A 17502-nucleotide genomic window follows, 5' to 3' on the forward strand; every position below is an offset into this window, starting at 1 on the left:
CACTTTTCCGACAACAGCAAAATATAGTACAAGAAAAAAGTAATAATATTATAATTTTCATGGCTAAATATTTCATGTCACAGATTCCTCATATAGTCGCATTGATATACTCAATGATTCTTGTAACAGTCCTCTATGTCAATACGGTAAATCAAATCAATCACTTATCGTATGGATGCGATTTAATCCTTTGCCGATGGTTCAATCCCCATTGAACCAATACTGCATTAACCGGCAGAACACTTAAACCATATTCTGTAATAGCGTAGCCTACACTCACTGGTTTAGTATCCAGCACAGTTCTTGTAATCAGTAAATTCATTTCCAGGTCATGCAATTCTTTTGATAGCATCTTGGATGAAATACCTTCTACTGCCCGCTGAATCTTTTTAAATGTATTGGTTTCGGAAGCATGGTTATTCAGGTGCCGCATAATCCTTAATTTCCACTTGCCTCCCAATACTTCCAGGCTGTCGATAATAGCCGCCAGCTCCTGCTCACAGGTTGCTTCCTGTATATTTCCGTTAATGTCAATTGATACCATATAGCATTGATAGTTACCTAAAGGTAACCGGCTACCTCCGGTTAACCTATAGCAATGATAAACGATGTCCTGATAATTTTGATGCATCATTTACTAAATGATCCGATCACAATGAAAGAACTTGACTATTACGTACTGGATGTATTTACCGACCAACGCTATAAAGGCAATCAACTCGCGGTAGTCCATTGCACAGAAGAACTTACAAGCAAACAATACCACGCCATTGCGAGAGAGTTTGGATTTTCGGAAACATCCTTTATACACTATTCAGAAAAAGACCATGCACTGGCAGTACGCTCATTTACACCGGGCGAATTTGAAGTTGTGGGTGCCGGTCATAATCTTCTGGGTGCCGTTTGTCTCGCACTGATTAAACGATGGGATATATTTAAAGATCAGCAAGGCGACTCCTGGGTAATAATCAAAGATACCAAAATCCCGCTGGCTATTACCGGGAAAAATTCTCTTCCCTATGTAGCCATGAAGCAAAAGAAAGCCGAGGTAATTGCACATATACCATTTGATACTATAACAAAAGCCGTTGGCTTGAGTGTGAGCGATTTGAATTTAAATCATTGGGATATCAGCGTGGTTCAAACAGAAGTTGCCCACCTGATGGTACCCGTAAAAAACAGCGAGGCTTTACAACGTGCCGTGCCTGATAAAATCAGATTAAAAGAAGCATCTGAAAAATATGGCTTTGAAGGCTGCTATCTCTTTACAACCGACCATCCTCATACAAGTATACTTGCTGAAACACGATTCTTCAATCCCGGTATTGGTATTGATGAAGACCCGGCTACCGGAACTGCAGCAGGGCCATTAGCCGGATATCTTGAACAACAGGGATATATCAAACAAGACACAGACTATACCATCCTGCAAGGTGTTGCTGTCAAGCATCCCTCCTATATACATGTTAAAGTTTCAGGTGATGGGATTTGGATCAGCGGCTCTTCCGTCATTGTTATGGAAGGAACACTTTATCTTTAAGATATATATACATACTTAAAAAATATCCTGCAACACTTTCCTTGCTGCGTGGTAGCCGCTCATGCCGTGAACGCCACCGCCCGGAGGCGTGGATGCCGAACCTATATATAGGCCTTTTGCTGAAGTTCTGTAGGGAGAAAATCGGAGCGCAGGGCGGGTAAAGAGCTGATCAATTGTTATCGCTCCTCCGTTGATGTCGCCTCCTATATAGTTGGGATTATGGAGTTCCATTTGTTCGGTGTTCATGGTTTGCCGGGCAAGAATGCGATCTCTGAATCCGGGAGCAAAACGTTCTACCTGCTTTTCTATTATCCCGGTCATATCAACCGTTGAGCCATTCGGCACATGGCAATATCCCCACAGAGTATGTTTTCCCTGGGGTGCTCGTGTCTCATCAAAAACACTTTGCTGCGCCAGTAATACAAAAGGTTGCTCGGCATGTTTACCGCTCCACGATGTTTGTTCCGATGCCGCTATCTCTTGCCACGTATTGCCTATATGTACAGTCCCTGCTGCACGACAAGCTGCAGCGGTAAACGGCACCGGGCCATCGAGTGCCCAATCTACTTTAAACACGCCCATCCCATACCGGTACCGTTGTAATTGTTTTTTATAGACCGGAGAAAATTTATGCCCGGCAATTTGCAACAACTGGCGTGGTGTGGTATCAAATATTATAGCATGGGCAGAAGGTAATTGTTCCAATGATCGTACATAAAAATTCGTTTCGATCTTGCCGCCTATAGAAACAAAATAAGAAGCCAGTGCCTGTGCTATAGATGCCGATCCGCCTTTTGGTATAGGCCATCCCCTGGCATGTGCAGCACTCAGCAACACCAGGCCTATAGCAGAGGTTGCCAGCTTGGAAAGTGGCAGAATAGAATGCGCAGCCATACCAGCCCAAAGACCTTGTGCTTCTTTTGTAGTAAAATACTTTGCCAGTGTATCAGCAGGTTTCAGAGCCTGTAAACCAAATTGTATCAAGGGCAATGGATGGTTTGGAATATGTAACGGTCCTAGTATATCTGGTAACAGCTTATCAAAATTCTTTACCTGTATACCAATCAGCTTACGATATTTCTCTGCATCATTTCCCAATGACGCTGCCGTTACATCGAGAGAGTTACTGAGCACAGCGGCACTTCCATCATCAAAAGGATGTGCCGCGGCATATTCCGGCTGGATAAATTCAAGACCATGCTTATGCAGCGGAAGTGAAGAAAAGAATGGCGATGCCACAGCCATCGGATGTATAGCCGAACATAGATCATGTATAAAGCCCGGCAGTGTAACCTGTGCAGAACGCAAACCACCGCCAATAGTATCTTTACCTTCTACAAGTAAAACCGAAAGTCCTTCCTGTTGCAAGGTTATAGCAGCTGCCAAACCGTTTGGCCCGGAGCCAACAACAATAACATCGAAATCGCGTTTATCCAGTTTCGCCATAACAAGTGCTTCGCGCTATAGTTACTTCTTTGAATCCGGATGCAAATATACTTCTCCGCTCCTTTGTATCACCCAGCGCGTTACTGAATTAAAATGATAGCCGCCTGTTCCGCCACGCACCGTTAACAGATCTTTATAAGAAGGCTGTATATATCCCGTTTCGTCAATGGCGCGACTCATAATCTCGGTTTCTTCTCCATTCCAGTTCCACAAAAAACGAAAAGCTGTATGCGCTTTATCCAGAACGGGAGATTGAAGCAAAGCTTCGCTCCAGGTTTTACCGGCATTGGTGCTTACTTCTACTTTTATAATTTTACCACGACCACTCCATGCTATACCGCGTATCTCAATCCATCCTTTTTCAACGCGTGCAGGATAAGCCGGATAGGTAATGATCGAACGCGCATCCATTACAAAACTGAACTGCCGGATCTTGCCACCGGCAACAGGCTCGGTATATTTCGAAGTTTCTTCGCGCGTCATGAAAGGTTTATCGGAGATCTCGATTCTCCGTATCCACTTAACCGATGTGTTCCCTTCCCATCCGGGAAGTACCAATCGCGCAGGATAACCTTGCTCCGGGCGTATAGCCTCACCGTTTTGTGCATAGGCTACCATCGTGTCGTCCCAGCCTTTTTGTATCGGTATACTTCGCGTCATTACGGCTGCATCCGATCCTTCTGCCAGAAACCAGCTCGCCTTCGGATCAATACCGACTTCTCTGAATAATGTCGACAACATAACACCCGTCCATTCGCTTTGACTGGTAAGGCCGCACACTTCCTGTGGTGATAATGTTTCTTTGTTGCCTCGAAAATTACCGGAGCATTCCAGGAACATAATTCGCGATACCGAGGGAAAACGTTTCAGATCGCGCAAGGTAAAGATCATCGGTTTCTTTACCATACCATGAATGAGCAGCTCATATTTCTCCGGATCGATCAACGGCACACCACCATGATGGCGTTCATAATGCAGATCAGAAGGCGTGATCGTACCAAACAAATCCTGCAACGGTGTACGCGATGAAGTATCAGAAGGAAGCTTTACCGGTTTCTCAAAGGGCGAGCGTGTTCCTACTATACCGGGAGGTGGTCCGAGTTTTTTAGTCGGGTCTCCTGTCAATTCAGTTTCGGTAATAGCTTTCTGCATCACCTTACCGAACGTTGTTTGCACCAATACGATTGCCGCTGTTGCAGCTCCACCCAGTAAGGCTCTTCGCTTGATGCGCGGGCCGCTATATTTACCGCCTTTGTTATCCTGCTCGCTCATCGCACTTCAGGTCCTCCTCTCCTGTCATCATCTATAAAAAGTTTTTTAGCGGGCATCTCCACTTGTGGCAATGTCTGCGCATCCATTACTGCGGTTGAATCAATGATGTCATTTCTATAAAGTAAAAATGCTACCAGACTATATACTTCATCGGTTGTTAATGTACCGGGCGAGTTATAGGGCATGGCCCGGTAAATATAGTCGTATAAGGTTGTAGCATACGGCCAGTAATTACCGATGGCCTTCTCTCCCTTTGCGTGGGGATCATGATAACGGGCTACAAGTTTACTATAAGGCCCCTCTACACCGGTCTTGCCATGACATATAGCACACCTGGCGATATAGATGGTTTTACCCTGCAACGCATCACCGGAGCCAGGCTTGAGTCCTTCTCCATCCGGACGCACATCTGTATTGAGCGAATCTATCTCGGCAACACTCGCCAACCTGCCATAACCAAAGGTTGACGGCCACGCAGAGGTATCGTTAACTGCTGCCGACTCCCGTTCTCCTTTGCAGTTTATCAAAAGAAAAACCGGGATTAAAATCACTCCTATATTTTTCATCGCTGGTGGATACGTATAAAAAATCTTCATACTGTCACAGGCCGATATATATACTAATATTTACCGGCCACCAGTTTTCCTTCCGACAGGAGATAGTGCCGGTCAGCTCTATCCAGCACTACATAGATAGAATCCTGATCTTCGTTCAAGCCCTTCAGAATTACATGCTTGCCATCAACCGTCTGGTAGTTGAGCACCATCCTGTTTCGCTTGTCGAATTTATTTCCGGCTTGTGCAAACTCACGATCTCTGCGGGCAGTAGCCGCACGCGGATCTATAAAGTTCACTTCATTACCAATGTGTTGCCAGGCCTGCTGGCTGATCCAGTCATCACTATATATACCGCCTTTTCGATTGGCCGGTATATCTATTCTGCTTTCGGCAGGCGCTCCGTTTCCGGGACCATCGCCACCGGCACCGGCCACTATATTTCTCCGGTCAGGCTGCGCTTTATACTTGTCCTGCAGATAGAGTATATTTTCCAGCGTATCGGCATAGTAATGAAACACACGTCTGCCTCCTGCTGTACCGGTAAGTTCAAAGGTCCGGTTAATATCGCGCTGCGGATCGCCACCACCATTGGAAAGATCGAGTGGTGCCGGTTTATTTACTTTGAAAGTAAGCGATGTCCAGTTTTCGAACGTTGCTTCCTGCCAGCGAACGGTATCCAGCGGAGAGTACGGTATATCTTTACCATTTACCCGGAAGGTTGTTACGTTATAGTATCCTCTCAGCTGAGTAATACCTTTTGAGGACGGCTGTTTATAGGGATCGTATAAAAAGTTGATCCATTGCAGGTAAAAAAGCCACACCAGAAAAATACCTATGGTCGCTACTTTGATACCTATACGCCCGAAGCGCTGCCACGCTTTGGAAAACGCAGGATAGTAACTCACAATCTGTGCAGGCTTCTCCTTTATCAGCAAGGCATACAAACCCGGAATATAGTGCACGATCAGAAATGCCGAGAGCAATACAAAGTAAGAACTATATACATGCACTCCGCCATCGTAAGCAAAATTTACATATACTATATCTCCCAATGCACCAAACAGTAATGCGGCACCGATCAGGGTTGTCTTTCTAAAGAATAACAATGTACCGGCCGTAATTTCCACAACCCCGGCAAACACCTGGTACCAGGGCACTATACCAATGGAAAGCCAGTATATCTTCTGGGCAGTAAAGTCGCCAAAGTCGGTGTTCAGCAATCCGTATGAAGGATAAGGCATTTGCACCGGAAGTAATTTTGTAAATCCAAAGCCTATAATACCAATGGCAGCACGGTAGCGAACAATAGCACGAAGCCAATAATATAGCAAATTATACTCGGCAGGTTCCGGCTTTCGCTTCTTGTCAATAAATGTCCAGATCACTCCGCCAACAATACTCACGAGCAATGTTATGATCCAGTTGGCATAGCCTTGCAGGGCATTACCAAAAATGGTATTCCCAAATATATTAAGACCAGAACCAAACCGGGCAATATCATATAGATCGCGGTAATGCAGGCGCGTCCAGTCGATGCTGATCACGTGTTTATACCACTCCAGGTTATTGGGTATACATATACTGATAAAAAAGATAAAGGCTATACGAAATGCCACGAGGTGACTCTGCTTCCATTTTGCAGTGCCGGTATCTTTTAAAGATGTATCGGGTGTATTGGCTGACATAGTACTTGTATATTATAGTTTCAAACCTCTTCGTCTTCCCTGTTTGGCAGCTTCCTGCAAGAGGTATTTTTTATCGATGCGATGCAGCACAACGCGAAGCGAATCGTTCTGCGCATTAATACCGGAAAGCACGATCTGATCGTTGGCCGGACGTTCATATTTCAATGTAAACTGGTCGGCCGCATGATGGCTGTTCCGGTTCTTCAGCGTAAGTACGTGCTGCGCAGAATCTATACGATAGGTATAATAGTGACGCGAAGTGGTGCCCGAAAATTCATAGATGCGATCATCGTTGTCGGTAAAGATCTCTTCTGTAGTAGCTATCTGCGGAACTACCGGGCTGTTCGAACGGATACTTAACGTGGCCCACTTCTCGAACACGACATCCTTCCAGCGCAGCGGGTCGGTTGCCGAAGGAGGTAACTCTTTTCCATTGATACTGAACTGTGTTACAGTATAGATACCACTCGCACCGGCTAAACCTTTACTGTTCGGATACTGGTATATATCCTCGCTATAGCTTGCATACGTTCTGAAAGCATAGAGAACAACAAATACAAAAACAAAAACACTTTTGAGGATAATGCGCGCATTGCGGATAGAGTCATCAGCAAAAGAAGGTTTGAAACGAGGCGGAGAGGTTATTTTCTCCTGCGAAGTCAGCGAAATAAGTCGCGGCACATCGTAGGCAAGCAGAAATATAGCGAAGCTCGCCAGCAACGATCCATATACATACTCCCCTCCTTCGTACGCCAGGTTTGAAAGTATTACGTTGCCGGTAAACGGTATAATGATAAAAGCGCCTATCGAAGCCGTCTTTCTATAGAGCAACAAAAGTGCTGCTGATATTTCCACCAGGCCCAGAAAGGATTCATAGCCCGGCACGATCCCCGTGCTCATCGAAAATACTTTCCAGTCTGCTATATCTCCGTAGTGGGTATTCAGATTACTCAGTGATGGCAACGGCATTTGCATCGGGAAGAATTTTATAAAGCCATAGGCAAGCAACGCTGCCGCCAGGCGATAACGCAAGGCTACACGCAACCAGTAATATAGTTTGTTATATTCTCTGCGCCTTTGATCGGCAAGTCCCCACACGATAGCACCGGCTATAGCGATAGCACCTGTCACAAGCCAGTCTTCAAAAACCGGTACATTCGAAAAGAACCGCGGTGTATAATGCGCCAGGTAGAAAAAATTACCGAAATGCAATGAAAACCAATCCAGCGAGATTAAGTCACGGTAATATTTCCAGTCGAGCGGAATTACCTGCAGCGAAAAATAAATGAAGAAGAAACGAAACAATATCTTTTCATAGTTCTTCCATTCAGGTGTAAATACCTGCGATTCACGGGACGTTCCCAACACATCTTTTACGCTGTGTTCGTTGTGAGTACCTTCTGTTGGTACAACCAGTTTATTCAGAAGTGCCATGATAAATTATTTATAGGTATATAATTAATATCCTTGATTTTGAGGAACCAGATTACCATCTACCAATATCTGGTCGGCCGGAATTGGCAACACCAGTCGGAAAGATTCCGTCACATTCAGTACATCATCTGCACGACCGGTTCTCACCAGGTCGAACCAGCGATGCGGCTCCAGTGCAAACTCTACTCTGCGTTCATTCTCAATGTCGAGTAATAGATCTTCCTTCGTAGAGGATGTACTCCCAGGCACAGACGAACGATCGCGCACGGCATTCAGATCGGCCAATGCATCTACCAGTTCGTCCTGTTGTGCCCGCGCCTCAGCACGGATCAGGTATAGTTCAGCGATACGAAATATATAGGATGGATCGGATGCTGGCGTGCGATAGTACAGGTTACCGTACCAGCGGTTCTGATTATCTTTTGCTACGAGTGTACTGCGTGTCCCTCCTATAGCGACATTATTCAGCAAGGCAACAAGTGCATCGTTGGGGGCCCACTGCCGTGTGCCGCCATTGGTTTGTGGTTGCCACTGGTTACGGTGCGAGTTTACCTCTGTTGTTCCATTATAGAATATTTCAAATACAGACTCATCGGTACCGCGCGCATTCGCTGCGAAGAAAGCGCTATAGGGTTTCAATAATTTATACTTTGAATCCGCAATCAGTTTGGATGCATACTCTTCTGCTTTCGGATAATCTTGCTGGTATAGATAGAATCGCGCTTTCAATGCCCACGCTGTTTTACGCGTTGCACGATAGCGATCCGTTGTTTCCGGCAATAATGTTTCAGCCAGCTCAAGATCGCTCAGAGACTGTGCATATACCTGCTCCTGCGGGCTCTTGCCTATATCTCCATTTTCACCTGCTACCGTAGTAGGCTTCGTGATGATCGGAGCCCCACCCCAGGTTCTTGCCAAATCGAAATACGACAGTGAACGCACAAAGTATGCTTCGCCTAAATATTGATTGCGCAGCGCATCGGTCAGCACCGGGTCGGTTATAGCAGGCACTGCTGCTATAATATTGTTCGCGCGGTTGATCGCCCTGTATATAGCATTCCAGGCAGCGCTGATCGTAGCGTTGTCGGCATTTACTTTATGATTGATAAACTCCTGTACCTGCGATTGTGAACCGGTCCACTGAATGTTATCTCCGGAGAGGTAACCGATCGATTGAAACGATGTTCCATAATAACCGGCATCGCCCAATGCACTATATAAACCTCTTACCGCTGATTCTGCAGAAGCTTTATCAACGATCACATCATCGGTAGTAGACAGCGAGTCTTTCGGTGTTACATCCAAAAAGTCGTTGCAGGAAGTAACCACAGCTATCAGTAATATGAACAGAAAGGAAGTATATATTTTCGTTCTCATATTGTTCTTCATTTAAATTATAGGGAAACATTTACACCAAACTGTATACTTCTTGGCTGCGGAGGTGTGCCAAGATCTATACCCTGCTCATTCTGACTGCTGCTGGCCGCTGATTCAGGATCAAGCCCGGTATAATGTGTAAAGAGCAACAGGTTGGTGCCGGCTGCATATACCCGCACCGAGCCAAGATTGAGACGTTGCACGAGTGCTGCAGGCAGTGTATATCCCAGTGTGAGTGAACGCAGGCGCAGGAACGAACCATCTTCGAGCCAGCGGCTGCCACCATCGCGATAGTTATTTACGTTTACACCATCCGGGCGCGGAACATCGGTAACATCACCTGGTTTCTGCCAGCGATCCATGTTGTGCTTGAAGATTACACGCGCAGCATCGCGCGCACCACCACCTTCACCAAAGAAACGGTTGTGATTATATACTTCGTTGCCATACTGGAAAGCGAAAAACACCGAGAAGTCAAAACCTTTATACTTGAGGTTGTTGGTAATTCCGCCAAAGAAGTCCGGCCATATACTTCCGTATATCTGGCGATCTTCAGTTGTGATCTTGTTATCTTTTACTACTTCGTCATAGATCACATTACCGGTCTGCGGATCAACACCTTTTTCTTTATATACCCAGAAAGAATATAGCGGGTGGCCTTGCTGCTGCAGTATAAGATCACGGCTGCCATACTTCAACGGGGTCGCTAACTTTTCAATGTTGTTTACATTTCTCGAAATGTTGAATGTGGTTGTCCATGAAAAATCACTGCGGGTAATGTTCTGCGATGTAATAGCAAACTCAAATCCTTTGTTGCTGATCTCGGCTCCATTCTTCCAATAGCTGGCAAATCCTGTTTTTGCCGGCAGTGTTACCAGCAACAATCCGTTGGTGGTATATTTATTATATACATTGAACTCGAACGAAAGGCGATCGCCCCACAGACCTACATCCACACCGGCATTAAACTGTCGTGTAGTTTCCCACTTCAGATCGGGGTTTGCCAATTGCTGTGGTGCTATACCGGGGTTGCTCTGATACGATGCACTGCCCGACCACAAACCTTGCGCGGCAAAATTTCCTATACCATTCTGATTTCCGATAAGACCATAGCTTGCACGCAGTTTAAGTTCGCTGATGGCTGCTATATCTTTCAAAAAGCTTTCCTGCTTCACGCGCCAGGCTGCTCCTACTGAAGGAAAATATCCCCAGCGGTTTTTTGCACCGAAGCGCGATGAACCATCGGTACGTATACTTACATCCAGCAGGTAACGATCGTTGAAACCATAATTTACTTTCGCAAAGAATGAAGCAAGTGTACTCTTCGTCCAGCTTTGTGTACTGGTAGTGCTGGCCGCGGCTGAAATAGTTTTCAGATCGTTACTGGCAAAGCCTCTTCCCTCTGCATACGTGCGTGAGAGTACATCGCTTTGCAGTGTATTACCGATCAACGCTCCGAAAGCATGTTTACCAATTTCCTTTTTATAGGATAATGTCTGTTCATTGAGCAGTGTAGTAAATTGACTTACGCTCGATGTAGCAAGACCTCCCTGTGCCCCCAGTAATGTATAGGTATTCCAATATTCTGATTCATCGTAGTTGTTATAGTCTGCACCAAAACTTGTGCGGAAGGTAAGTCCCGGAAGAAGCTGCGCTTCAGCATATATATTACCGATATACCGAAGGCTTATGGAGTTAACATCATAGTTGTTGAGCAACAGCGTAACATTGTCGAAACCGGCACGGCCTACCAATTCACCATTCTCATTATAGGGCGACAAATACGTTGGTGTATGCAAGGCTGCCTGTAAAAGTCCGCCCTGCGGACCATCGCCTGCACGGCCCTGATTTCTATACGAACGCGTAAGCGCATTGCTCACACCGATCTGTACTTTATCACTAACCTTTTGATCCAGGTTTACCTTGAAACTTGAACGGGTAAAATCTATCGGGCGAAGTATAGATTCCTGTTTGTTATACCCTACGCCTACATAATATTTAGTATTCACTGTTCCACCGGTGAGGGATACATCATAGTTCTGCAGTGTAGCTGTTCTGAATACTTCACTGAGGCGGTCGTAGGTCTGTTGTTCTTCCGGAAGACCGCGCCCTCCTTCTGACACCGGACGGAAAGGTCTGTTGGCATACGTACGATTCAACTTCGGATCATCTATACCTGTGTTGATCCACCACTCATTTACCAGTTGCGCGTGTTCCGGTCCGGTAGTAAGTTCCCAAAGTTTGGCAGCTTTTGCCCAACCATACGAAGCATTGAAATTTACGGTAGGCTTCTGTTCGAAACTGCCGCGCCTGGTCGTAACGATAACAACACCGTTTGCTCCGCGCGATCCATATAGCGCTGTTGCTTCTGCATCCTTCAGCACTTCTATACTTTCAATGTCGGCCGGGTTTATATCGGCTATAGGTGAAGTCGCTTTACCACCGGTGCTTATCGTTTGCAAGCTGTTGCTGTTGATAAATACACCATCCACCACATAGAGAGGATCGTTGTCTGCATTGATAGAGGTTGCTCCGCGCACGCGTACATTTACCGTTTCGCCCGGCACACCCGTATTGCTGGAGATCTGCACTCCGGAAACTTTACCTTGCAATTGCGCATCAAAACTTCCTGCCGGTATACTGCGAACTTCACCCGGATTTATTTTAGCGATCGAACCAATGAGATCTTTTCGCTCCTGTGTTCCGTAACCTACAATCACAATTTCGTCCAGTAGCCCATCCGTTTTCAAAACCACTTCGAGCGGCTCTTCGATGCGTTCATATATTTCTACTTCCTGCGATTTATAGCCCAGCAGATTTACCTGCAGCGAAAAAGGAAATTCTTTTGCCGAAGCCAATGCAAATTCACCATTAACATCAGTAACAGTGGCTGTTGATGTACCTTTGATATTTACCGTAGCACCGGGCACCGGTGTGCCTGCATCATCTTTTACAACTCCCTTCAGGTCTTGTTGCGCATAGAGGGCAGCAACGGTCGTGAAGAAGAGCATACTAAGTATATATTTTTTCATAATAAGGGATTAGGATTAATTTTCTGGTAGTAGAGTTTTACCTGCTCGTGCCGATAAGGCAAAGCAGCGCCACATTCATATATAGTCTGCAAAAATTTACCGGGATCCGGTATGGAGAAGCACTTCCGTGCGTGATATATACTTTACTGCCGGTGCTGCTTCAGATCGTTACCGGCAGGCAGTGCGCGATGCGCCACCTGCTTTTGATCGGATGCCTGTGGCCTGTTTAATGCAGCGCTTACCAGCAGTAACAAAAAGTAGAGAACAAGAAAGGAAACAAGGGACTTCATAATGTTTACAATTAAATTCGGGGGTTAACCAATTGCTGGCGACAGGAGTGCATCTCAATCTTGTTTGATCCCACCACAAACCAAAAAGACTGATGCACTCCCGGAAGCCAAATATCCAGAACCGAAGCACGAATACACTTCGTCTTCTTTTATGGCAGCACTACATGCTCGGAAGAATTACGATCGATACTATTGACGGGAAGAACAACAACAGCACAATTTCAATACTGTGTTGCCCGTGCGTAGATCTTGATAGTTGAATTTCTTTTCCATCGCTGTAAATTTTATAGTTCCTCTTCAGGACAGGCATTAGCACCTTGTGTTAACAGGTTGCTAGAAGTTCATCGAGCCTGCGCTCTCCCTTCTTCTGTATAAAATCAATTTCGGTGGACAATTGATTAATGTGAGGCAAACATACAATCAAAATCTATCAAGTCAATAGATTTAATAGCTTTTTAATGTAAATACCGTTAATCTGGGGACGAGCGGCAATTAACTACACGTCATTCACATCATTTCCCCAACGGAAATGGTATATATATAACTGTTCCACATTTTTCCGGTTTCAACTCTTCTCAAAAAAATATCGAGTAAAAGCATGGAAAAATTCATTCATAAATTTAAGTCTATAGATTTAATAGATTATTATTGTACAGCTCCTGTTTCTCAAACACATAACACACGAATTTTATGAAACACATTGTATGGATACTTTTACTGGCCGGCCACGTTGCCTTTGCCCAGAAGCCAGCTGATCAAACATTCACCATAGAAAATTACTATAAGGTAAAGTGGGGATATGCCGATGAGTTTCTGGAACTTTATAAGAAGAATCACTATCCCCTGCTGAAGAAAGCATTGGAGAAAGGCGATGTCATCTCCATTCAACTGGAGAAACCGCGACAACATGCTTCAGAAGAAACGCGGTGGGATTATCGTATTACGCTTGTCTTCAAGAATAAAGAGGCTGCGTTCGATCCGAATTTAACGGAGCCCTATAAGAAAGCACTATACCCGGATGCAGAAAAACTGAAGAAGGAAGAGCAGCGAAGATTTGAAATTCTGCTGGCACACTGGGATGTTGAGGTGCAACCGGTTGACCTGGAAAAATAGCAGTCTATATATATACTATAACATTATACTATATATGCCAAGAATATCACCCCTGAAGGATGCGTTAACGCCTCCGGAAACCAAAAGTGCTTATCAACAACATATAAGCGCCTACAATGCCCGCATTACCAATATGAAGGCAACACTCGGGCATTCGCTAAATGCTTTTCTGGCCTATATGGAATGGTACCCGCTATACGAAGATGTGAAGAAGATTCTGGGCTCCCGCCTCTCTCCACTCTTTGCCTTGTCTATTTCCGAAGCTTCGGATTGTCCCTTGTGCAGCACGTACTTTCGCAAGATCATTATTGAGGCAGGTGAAAATCCGGATGCACTGAAACTGACCGAAGATGAACAGCAAATACTTTCATTCGGAGCGGCCATTGCCCAACACAAAGGATTTGTGAGTGACGCTATATTTGAACCGATACAAGAACGCTATTCAGAAAAAGAAATTGTTACACTTACCGCCTTTGCCGGCATTATGATTGCCACCAATATCTTTAACAACGTGCTGCATACAGATATTGATGAGTACCTCTTCCCTTTCCGGTCAAACAGAGCTCTTCACGATCATAAAGATCAGTCACTATAGCCACTATTATATATGTAAACAAACATCCATAACCATGAAAACAAAATATATACTTACCCTTACGGCCGGTGTTATATTCACCGGTGCTTTATTCTCCTGCGAAAAGAAAGAACTCTATACGCAGGCCCAGGCAAAGATCGATTCGCTGCAACAGGAAGTTGCCGGTCTTCAAAAATCACAAAGCCAGACAGAGGCAAACAAGAAACTGGTAGCCGAGTTTTACCAGGAGTTATTTGGCGACAAAAATCCGGAGGCCATTGATAAATATATAGGCGATACCTATATACAACATAATCCGATTTTACCTGATGGTAAGGAGCCGTTAAAGCAAGCCGTAGTACAATGGTTTAAAGGAGCTCCGAAAGAAAAAATCGATATACATCACCTGTCAGCAGATGGCGACCTGGTATATATTCACACCAAAGCAACTTTCGGTGGCAAGGTCTCTTCGATCGTTGATATTTTCCGGTTAGAGAATAACAAGATCGTGGAACACTGGGATGTTATACAGACGGTGCCTGAGAAATCAGCCAATCCGCATCCCATGTTCTAAAGTGTAATTCCATACCTATAACTCAAACTAAATATTGATTATGTCACTGAAGGGTCAGGTTGCATTTATTACCGGGGCAGCACATGGACAGGGAAGAGCCACTGCTATAGCGTTAGCCCGGGAAGGTGTACACATTGCTGCATTTGATGTAGCCCAACAACTTTCTTATCCCGGTTATAAACTTGCCTCATCAGATGACCTTGCATCGCTGCAGCGAGAGGTTGAACATCATGGCGTGCAATATATACCGCTGCAAGGCGATGTACGCGTGAATGCCCAGGTAAAGGAAGCGGTTGACAAAACCTTTCAGCAATTCAAGCGCATTGATATACTCTTCAACAATGCCGGTATATGTGCGTATGGACGGGCACACGAATTAACGGAAGAAGCATGGGATGCCATGATTGACATTAACCTGAAAGGTGCCTGGCTCGCAGCACGACACATCATTCCCTATATGATCAACCAAAAATCCGGCAACATTATCAACAACTCTTCTGTTGCCGGGTTGAGAGGCATGAACCGGTTGAGTCATTACGCTGCTTCTAAATGGGGACTTGTTGGTTTGACAAAGTCGTGGGCGCTTGAGCTGGCAGCCTATAACATACGCGTAAACTCCATTCATCCTACCGGGGTAAATACTCCAATGAATGACGGGCTCGCGGCACTGGAAGGAAAAACTCCGCAGCAGATCGCTGAAGCTTCTGCGGGAAATTTACTTCCTGTTCCCTGGATTGAAGCGGAAGATGTAGCCAACGCAGTGCTATATCTTGTATCAGACAAGGCGCGCTATATTACCGGTACACAATTCGTACTGGATGCCGGACTATTGACGCGCTGATATGTCGATCAAACCCCGGCTCAATACATTCGACCTGACGATGATCGTAGTAAGCGTTGTCATCGGCACGGGTATATTTCGTACACCTGTTGAGATCGCACAGAAGGCACAACTGCCTTCTGTTTTTTTTATGGCGTGGATAGCCGGCGCTGTGATCAGTTTATTCGGTGCGCTCACGCTGGCAGAAGTAGGCTCGCGCTATCCGGCAGCCGGAGGCTTCTATAAAATATTCTCGCATTGTTATCATCCGGCTTTTGCCTTTATGGTAAACTGGATATCGGTTATTGCCAACGCAGGTTCCAGTGCATCGGTAGCCATTATGGGTGCCGAGTATATAACACCGCTCGTGTTCCCAGGGCTCGCTTCCGAAACCAGCAGTCGTATCGTAACGATCGCTGCTATACTATTGCTCTACGGCATTAACCTGTTGGGTATAAAAATGGGAGCGCGAACGTTGAATGTATTAATGATCATCAAGATCGGGATGTTAATCCTGCTGATCAGTGCCATGTTCTTTCATTCTTCCGAACAATCTCCGGCTACACAGTCGTTGTCTACCGAAGACTCGCTTAAAGCTTTCTGGGTCTGCTTTGTACCTATATTTTTTACGTATGGCGGTTATCATCAAACCATGAATTTCGGAAGCGATGTACCACGGGCAAACCGCACTATGCCACGCGCTATATTTACCGGTATGTTTATCGTGCTGGTCTGCTATCTGCTGGTAAATATATCGTATGTGCGGGTGCTGGGCTTTGAAGGTCTCAAGCACTCTCCTGCCCTTGCTGCCGAGATGACCGGACTCATTTTTGGAAATATAGCTTCGGTGGTGGTTTCGGTTATTATGTTTCTGGCGGTGCTGGCGTATGTAAATGCATCTTTACTTTCCAACCCGCGGGTATATTATGCTATGGCAGAAGAAGGCGTTTTGCCACCGGTATTTAAACGTGTAAATGAAAAAACACAAACGCAGGAAATCGCGCTTACGGTATATGTAGCCATCATCATGGTGTTTCTCTTTACGCTTTCTTCCTTTCAGAAGATACTCAGCTATGTTATGTTTTTTGATAGCATCGGGTTAATCGCTGCCTGCTCGGCTGTATTTATATTGCGAAAGCGTTCAAAAAAAGAAGGCGAACAACCAGGCATCTACAAAATGAAACTATATCCGTGGATGACGATTGTCTTCATTACCGGCTATGCACTGGTTAATTTCAGTGTGCTCTATTTCGAGCCGGCCACTGCTCTCGTGGGATTTATACTCTTTATTATTGGCCTTCCGCTATATTATATACTTCAGCGGGTATTTAAACAAACATCGGCTAAACTATAAATGACTCGTAGTGTGTTACGGTATCTTCAAACTCCAGTAATATACCCTGGTCTTCCGGGTAGTATACGGCTTTATCATATACTTCGCCTGCAAACGCTTTTATCGCTTCAACGTTCGTCCATTCTGTTACTGTATAGAAGTGGCAGCAATCATAATCAAGTCGTTTCCATACTCTTACAGATAAGTTACCGGTAACTTTTTTATAGTCCTCCGTTCCCCGGGTAAGAAGAAAATGAAGATAGCGGTCTGCATCGTGCTGGGAAGTTCGTCCATGCCATACGCGTGTTATCATCACCAGGGATTTATCATTGCCCTACATTATACAATTCAACAGACACCACTTCAATGCGTACCGCCTGCTTCCAGCTTTTGCTCGATCACCAGGTTGCGAACAACCCCCGTAAAAGGATATATACCGGTATAGGCTGTTGTAA

Annotated in this window: 16 protein-coding genes and 1 riboswitch; of the genes, 6 read left to right on the top strand and 10 right to left on the bottom strand. The window is 45.2% G+C overall.

The genetic code is table 11. From position 1 onward, the window contains the following. Positions 1-160 precede the first annotated feature (160 nt). Positions 161-544: a helix-turn-helix domain-containing protein gene (locus tag VIN08_RS27020; protein ID WP_331972506.1), complete on the bottom strand. Its 384-nt coding sequence runs from the start codon at positions 542-544 to the stop codon at positions 161-163. A gap of 111 nt (positions 545-655) precedes the next feature. Between VIN08_RS27020 and VIN08_RS27025 the strand changes: the two genes are divergently transcribed. Further along, positions 656-1540 carry a PhzF family phenazine biosynthesis protein gene (locus VIN08_RS27025; protein ID WP_331972507.1) on the top strand — a complete coding sequence of 295 codons (885 nt, stop codon included), beginning with the start codon at positions 656-658 and terminating at the stop codon, positions 1538-1540. Between the two features lie 15 nt (positions 1541-1555). Here VIN08_RS27025 and VIN08_RS27030 read toward each other — a convergent pair whose 3' ends face one another. The 8 genes from VIN08_RS27030 to VIN08_RS27065 all read right to left on the bottom strand — a co-directional run bounded on the left by VIN08_RS27030 (position 1556) and on the right by VIN08_RS27065 (position 12633). Next, a complete protein-coding gene (locus VIN08_RS27030; RefSeq protein WP_331972544.1) occupies positions 1556-2977 on the bottom strand; it encodes an NAD(P)/FAD-dependent oxidoreductase in 1422 nt (473 codons plus the stop codon). Positions 2978-3007: 30 nt separating this feature from the next. Further along, positions 3008-4258, bottom strand: coding sequence for a sulfite dehydrogenase (soxC, locus tag VIN08_RS27035; protein ID WP_331972509.1), 1251 nt, complete (start codon positions 4256-4258; stop codon positions 3008-3010). After that, positions 4255-4785, bottom strand: coding sequence for a c-type cytochrome (locus tag VIN08_RS27040; protein WP_331972511.1), 531 nt, complete (start codon positions 4783-4785; stop codon positions 4255-4257). The genes soxC and VIN08_RS27040 overlap by 4 nt, the downstream gene beginning before the upstream one ends. Positions 4786-4877: 92 nt before the next feature. Beyond that, positions 4878-6500: a hypothetical protein gene (locus VIN08_RS27045; protein ID WP_331972513.1), complete on the bottom strand. Its 1623-nt coding sequence runs from the start codon at positions 6498-6500 to the stop codon at positions 4878-4880. Between the two features lie 12 nt (positions 6501-6512). Then, complete coding sequence (locus VIN08_RS27050) at positions 6513-7934, bottom strand: DoxX family protein (RefSeq protein ID WP_331972515.1); 1422 nt, start codon at positions 7932-7934, stop codon at positions 6513-6515. Between the two features lie 24 nt (positions 7935-7958). Further along, positions 7959-9311: a RagB/SusD family nutrient uptake outer membrane protein gene (locus VIN08_RS27055; RefSeq protein WP_331972517.1), complete on the bottom strand. Its 1353-nt coding sequence runs from the start codon at positions 9309-9311 to the stop codon at positions 7959-7961. Positions 9312-9328: 17 nt separating this feature from the next. After that, positions 9329-12343 carry a TonB-dependent receptor gene (locus VIN08_RS27060; protein ID WP_331972520.1) on the bottom strand — a complete coding sequence of 1005 codons (3015 nt, stop codon included), beginning with the start codon at positions 12341-12343 and terminating at the stop codon, positions 9329-9331. Between the two features lie 143 nt (positions 12344-12486). Further along, positions 12487-12633, bottom strand: a complete 147-nt coding sequence (locus VIN08_RS27065) for a hypothetical protein (RefSeq protein WP_331972523.1) — start codon at positions 12631-12633, stop codon at positions 12487-12489. A 281-nt stretch (positions 12634-12914) separates the two neighbouring features. Then, a riboswitch (SAM riboswitch) is annotated at positions 12915-13011 on the bottom strand. 312 nt (positions 13012-13323) lie between these two features. Here VIN08_RS27065 and VIN08_RS27070 point away from each other — a divergent pair. From VIN08_RS27070 to VIN08_RS27090, 5 genes are read left to right on the top strand one after another with little or no spacing between them, the layout of a single operon-like run. Further along, positions 13324-13746 carry a hypothetical protein gene (locus VIN08_RS27070; protein ID WP_331972526.1) on the top strand — a complete coding sequence of 141 codons (423 nt, stop codon included), beginning with the start codon at positions 13324-13326 and terminating at the stop codon, positions 13744-13746. Positions 13747-13780: 34 nt separating this feature from the next. Then, positions 13781-14341 (top strand): hypothetical protein, encoded by a 561-nt coding sequence (locus VIN08_RS27075; RefSeq protein WP_331972529.1) that lies wholly within the window; start codon positions 13781-13783, stop codon positions 14339-14341. Positions 14342-14375: 34 nt separating this feature from the next. Beyond that, positions 14376-14894: a nuclear transport factor 2 family protein gene (locus tag VIN08_RS27080; RefSeq protein WP_331972532.1), complete on the top strand. Its 519-nt coding sequence runs from the start codon at positions 14376-14378 to the stop codon at positions 14892-14894. 40 nt (positions 14895-14934) lie between these two features. Then, positions 14935-15735, top strand: a complete 801-nt coding sequence (locus tag VIN08_RS27085) for a mycofactocin-coupled SDR family oxidoreductase (RefSeq protein ID WP_331972535.1) — start codon at positions 14935-14937, stop codon at positions 15733-15735. A 1-nt stretch (position 15736) separates the two neighbouring features. Continuing rightward, positions 15737-17068 carry an APC family permease gene (locus VIN08_RS27090; RefSeq protein ID WP_331972538.1) on the top strand — a complete coding sequence of 444 codons (1332 nt, stop codon included), beginning with the start codon at positions 15737-15739 and terminating at the stop codon, positions 17066-17068. Here VIN08_RS27090 and VIN08_RS27095 read toward each other — a convergent pair. Continuing rightward, positions 17058-17360, bottom strand: coding sequence for an antibiotic biosynthesis monooxygenase (locus VIN08_RS27095; protein WP_331972541.1), 303 nt, complete (start codon positions 17358-17360; stop codon positions 17058-17060). The genes VIN08_RS27090 and VIN08_RS27095 overlap by 11 nt on opposite strands. Positions 17361-17502 lie beyond the last annotated feature (142 nt).

This window comes from Ohtaekwangia sp., from assembly GCF_036568665.1.
Classification (GTDB): Bacteria; Bacteroidota; Bacteroidia; order Cytophagales; family Cyclobacteriaceae; genus Ohtaekwangia.

What these genes read in the sequence shown, in the direction of transcription:
- VIN08_RS27085 (WP_331972535.1), top strand. Translation starts at nt 14,935, where the DNA reads ATGTCACTGAAGGGTCAGGTTGCATTTATTACCGGGGCAGCACATGGA.
- VIN08_RS27075 (WP_331972529.1), top strand. Translation starts at nt 13,781, where the DNA reads ATGCCAAGAATATCACCCCTGAAGGATGCGTTAACGCCTCCGGAAACC.
- VIN08_RS27045 (WP_331972513.1), bottom strand. Translation starts at nt 6,500, where the DNA reads ATGTCAGCCAATACACCCGATACATCTTTAAAAGATACCGGCACTGCA.
- VIN08_RS27070 (WP_331972526.1), top strand. Translation starts at nt 13,324, where the DNA reads ATGAAACACATTGTATGGATACTTTTACTGGCCGGCCACGTTGCCTTT.
- VIN08_RS27060 (WP_331972520.1), bottom strand. Translation starts at nt 12,343, where the DNA reads ATGAAAAAATATATACTTAGTATGCTCTTCTTCACGACCGTTGCTGCC.
- VIN08_RS27055 (WP_331972517.1), bottom strand. Translation starts at nt 9,311, where the DNA reads ATGAGAACGAAAATATATACTTCCTTTCTGTTCATATTACTGATAGCT.
- VIN08_RS27025 (WP_331972507.1), top strand. Translation starts at nt 656, where the DNA reads ATGAAAGAACTTGACTATTACGTACTGGATGTATTTACCGACCAACGC.
- VIN08_RS27090 (WP_331972538.1), top strand. Translation starts at nt 15,737, where the DNA reads ATGTCGATCAAACCCCGGCTCAATACATTCGACCTGACGATGATCGTA.
- soxC (WP_331972509.1), bottom strand. Translation starts at nt 4,258, where the DNA reads ATGAGCGAGCAGGATAACAAAGGCGGTAAATATAGCGGCCCGCGCATC.
- VIN08_RS27095 (WP_331972541.1), bottom strand. Translation starts at nt 17,360, where the DNA reads ATGATAACACGCGTATGGCATGGACGAACTTCCCAGCACGATGCAGAC.
- VIN08_RS27050 (WP_331972515.1), bottom strand. Translation starts at nt 7,934, where the DNA reads ATGGCACTTCTGAATAAACTGGTTGTACCAACAGAAGGTACTCACAAC.
- VIN08_RS27080 (WP_331972532.1), top strand. Translation starts at nt 14,376, where the DNA reads ATGAAAACAAAATATATACTTACCCTTACGGCCGGTGTTATATTCACC.
- VIN08_RS27065 (WP_331972523.1), bottom strand. Translation starts at nt 12,633, where the DNA reads ATGAAGTCCCTTGTTTCCTTTCTTGTTCTCTACTTTTTGTTACTGCTG.
- VIN08_RS27020 (WP_331972506.1), bottom strand. Translation starts at nt 544, where the DNA reads ATGGTATCAATTGACATTAACGGAAATATACAGGAAGCAACCTGTGAG.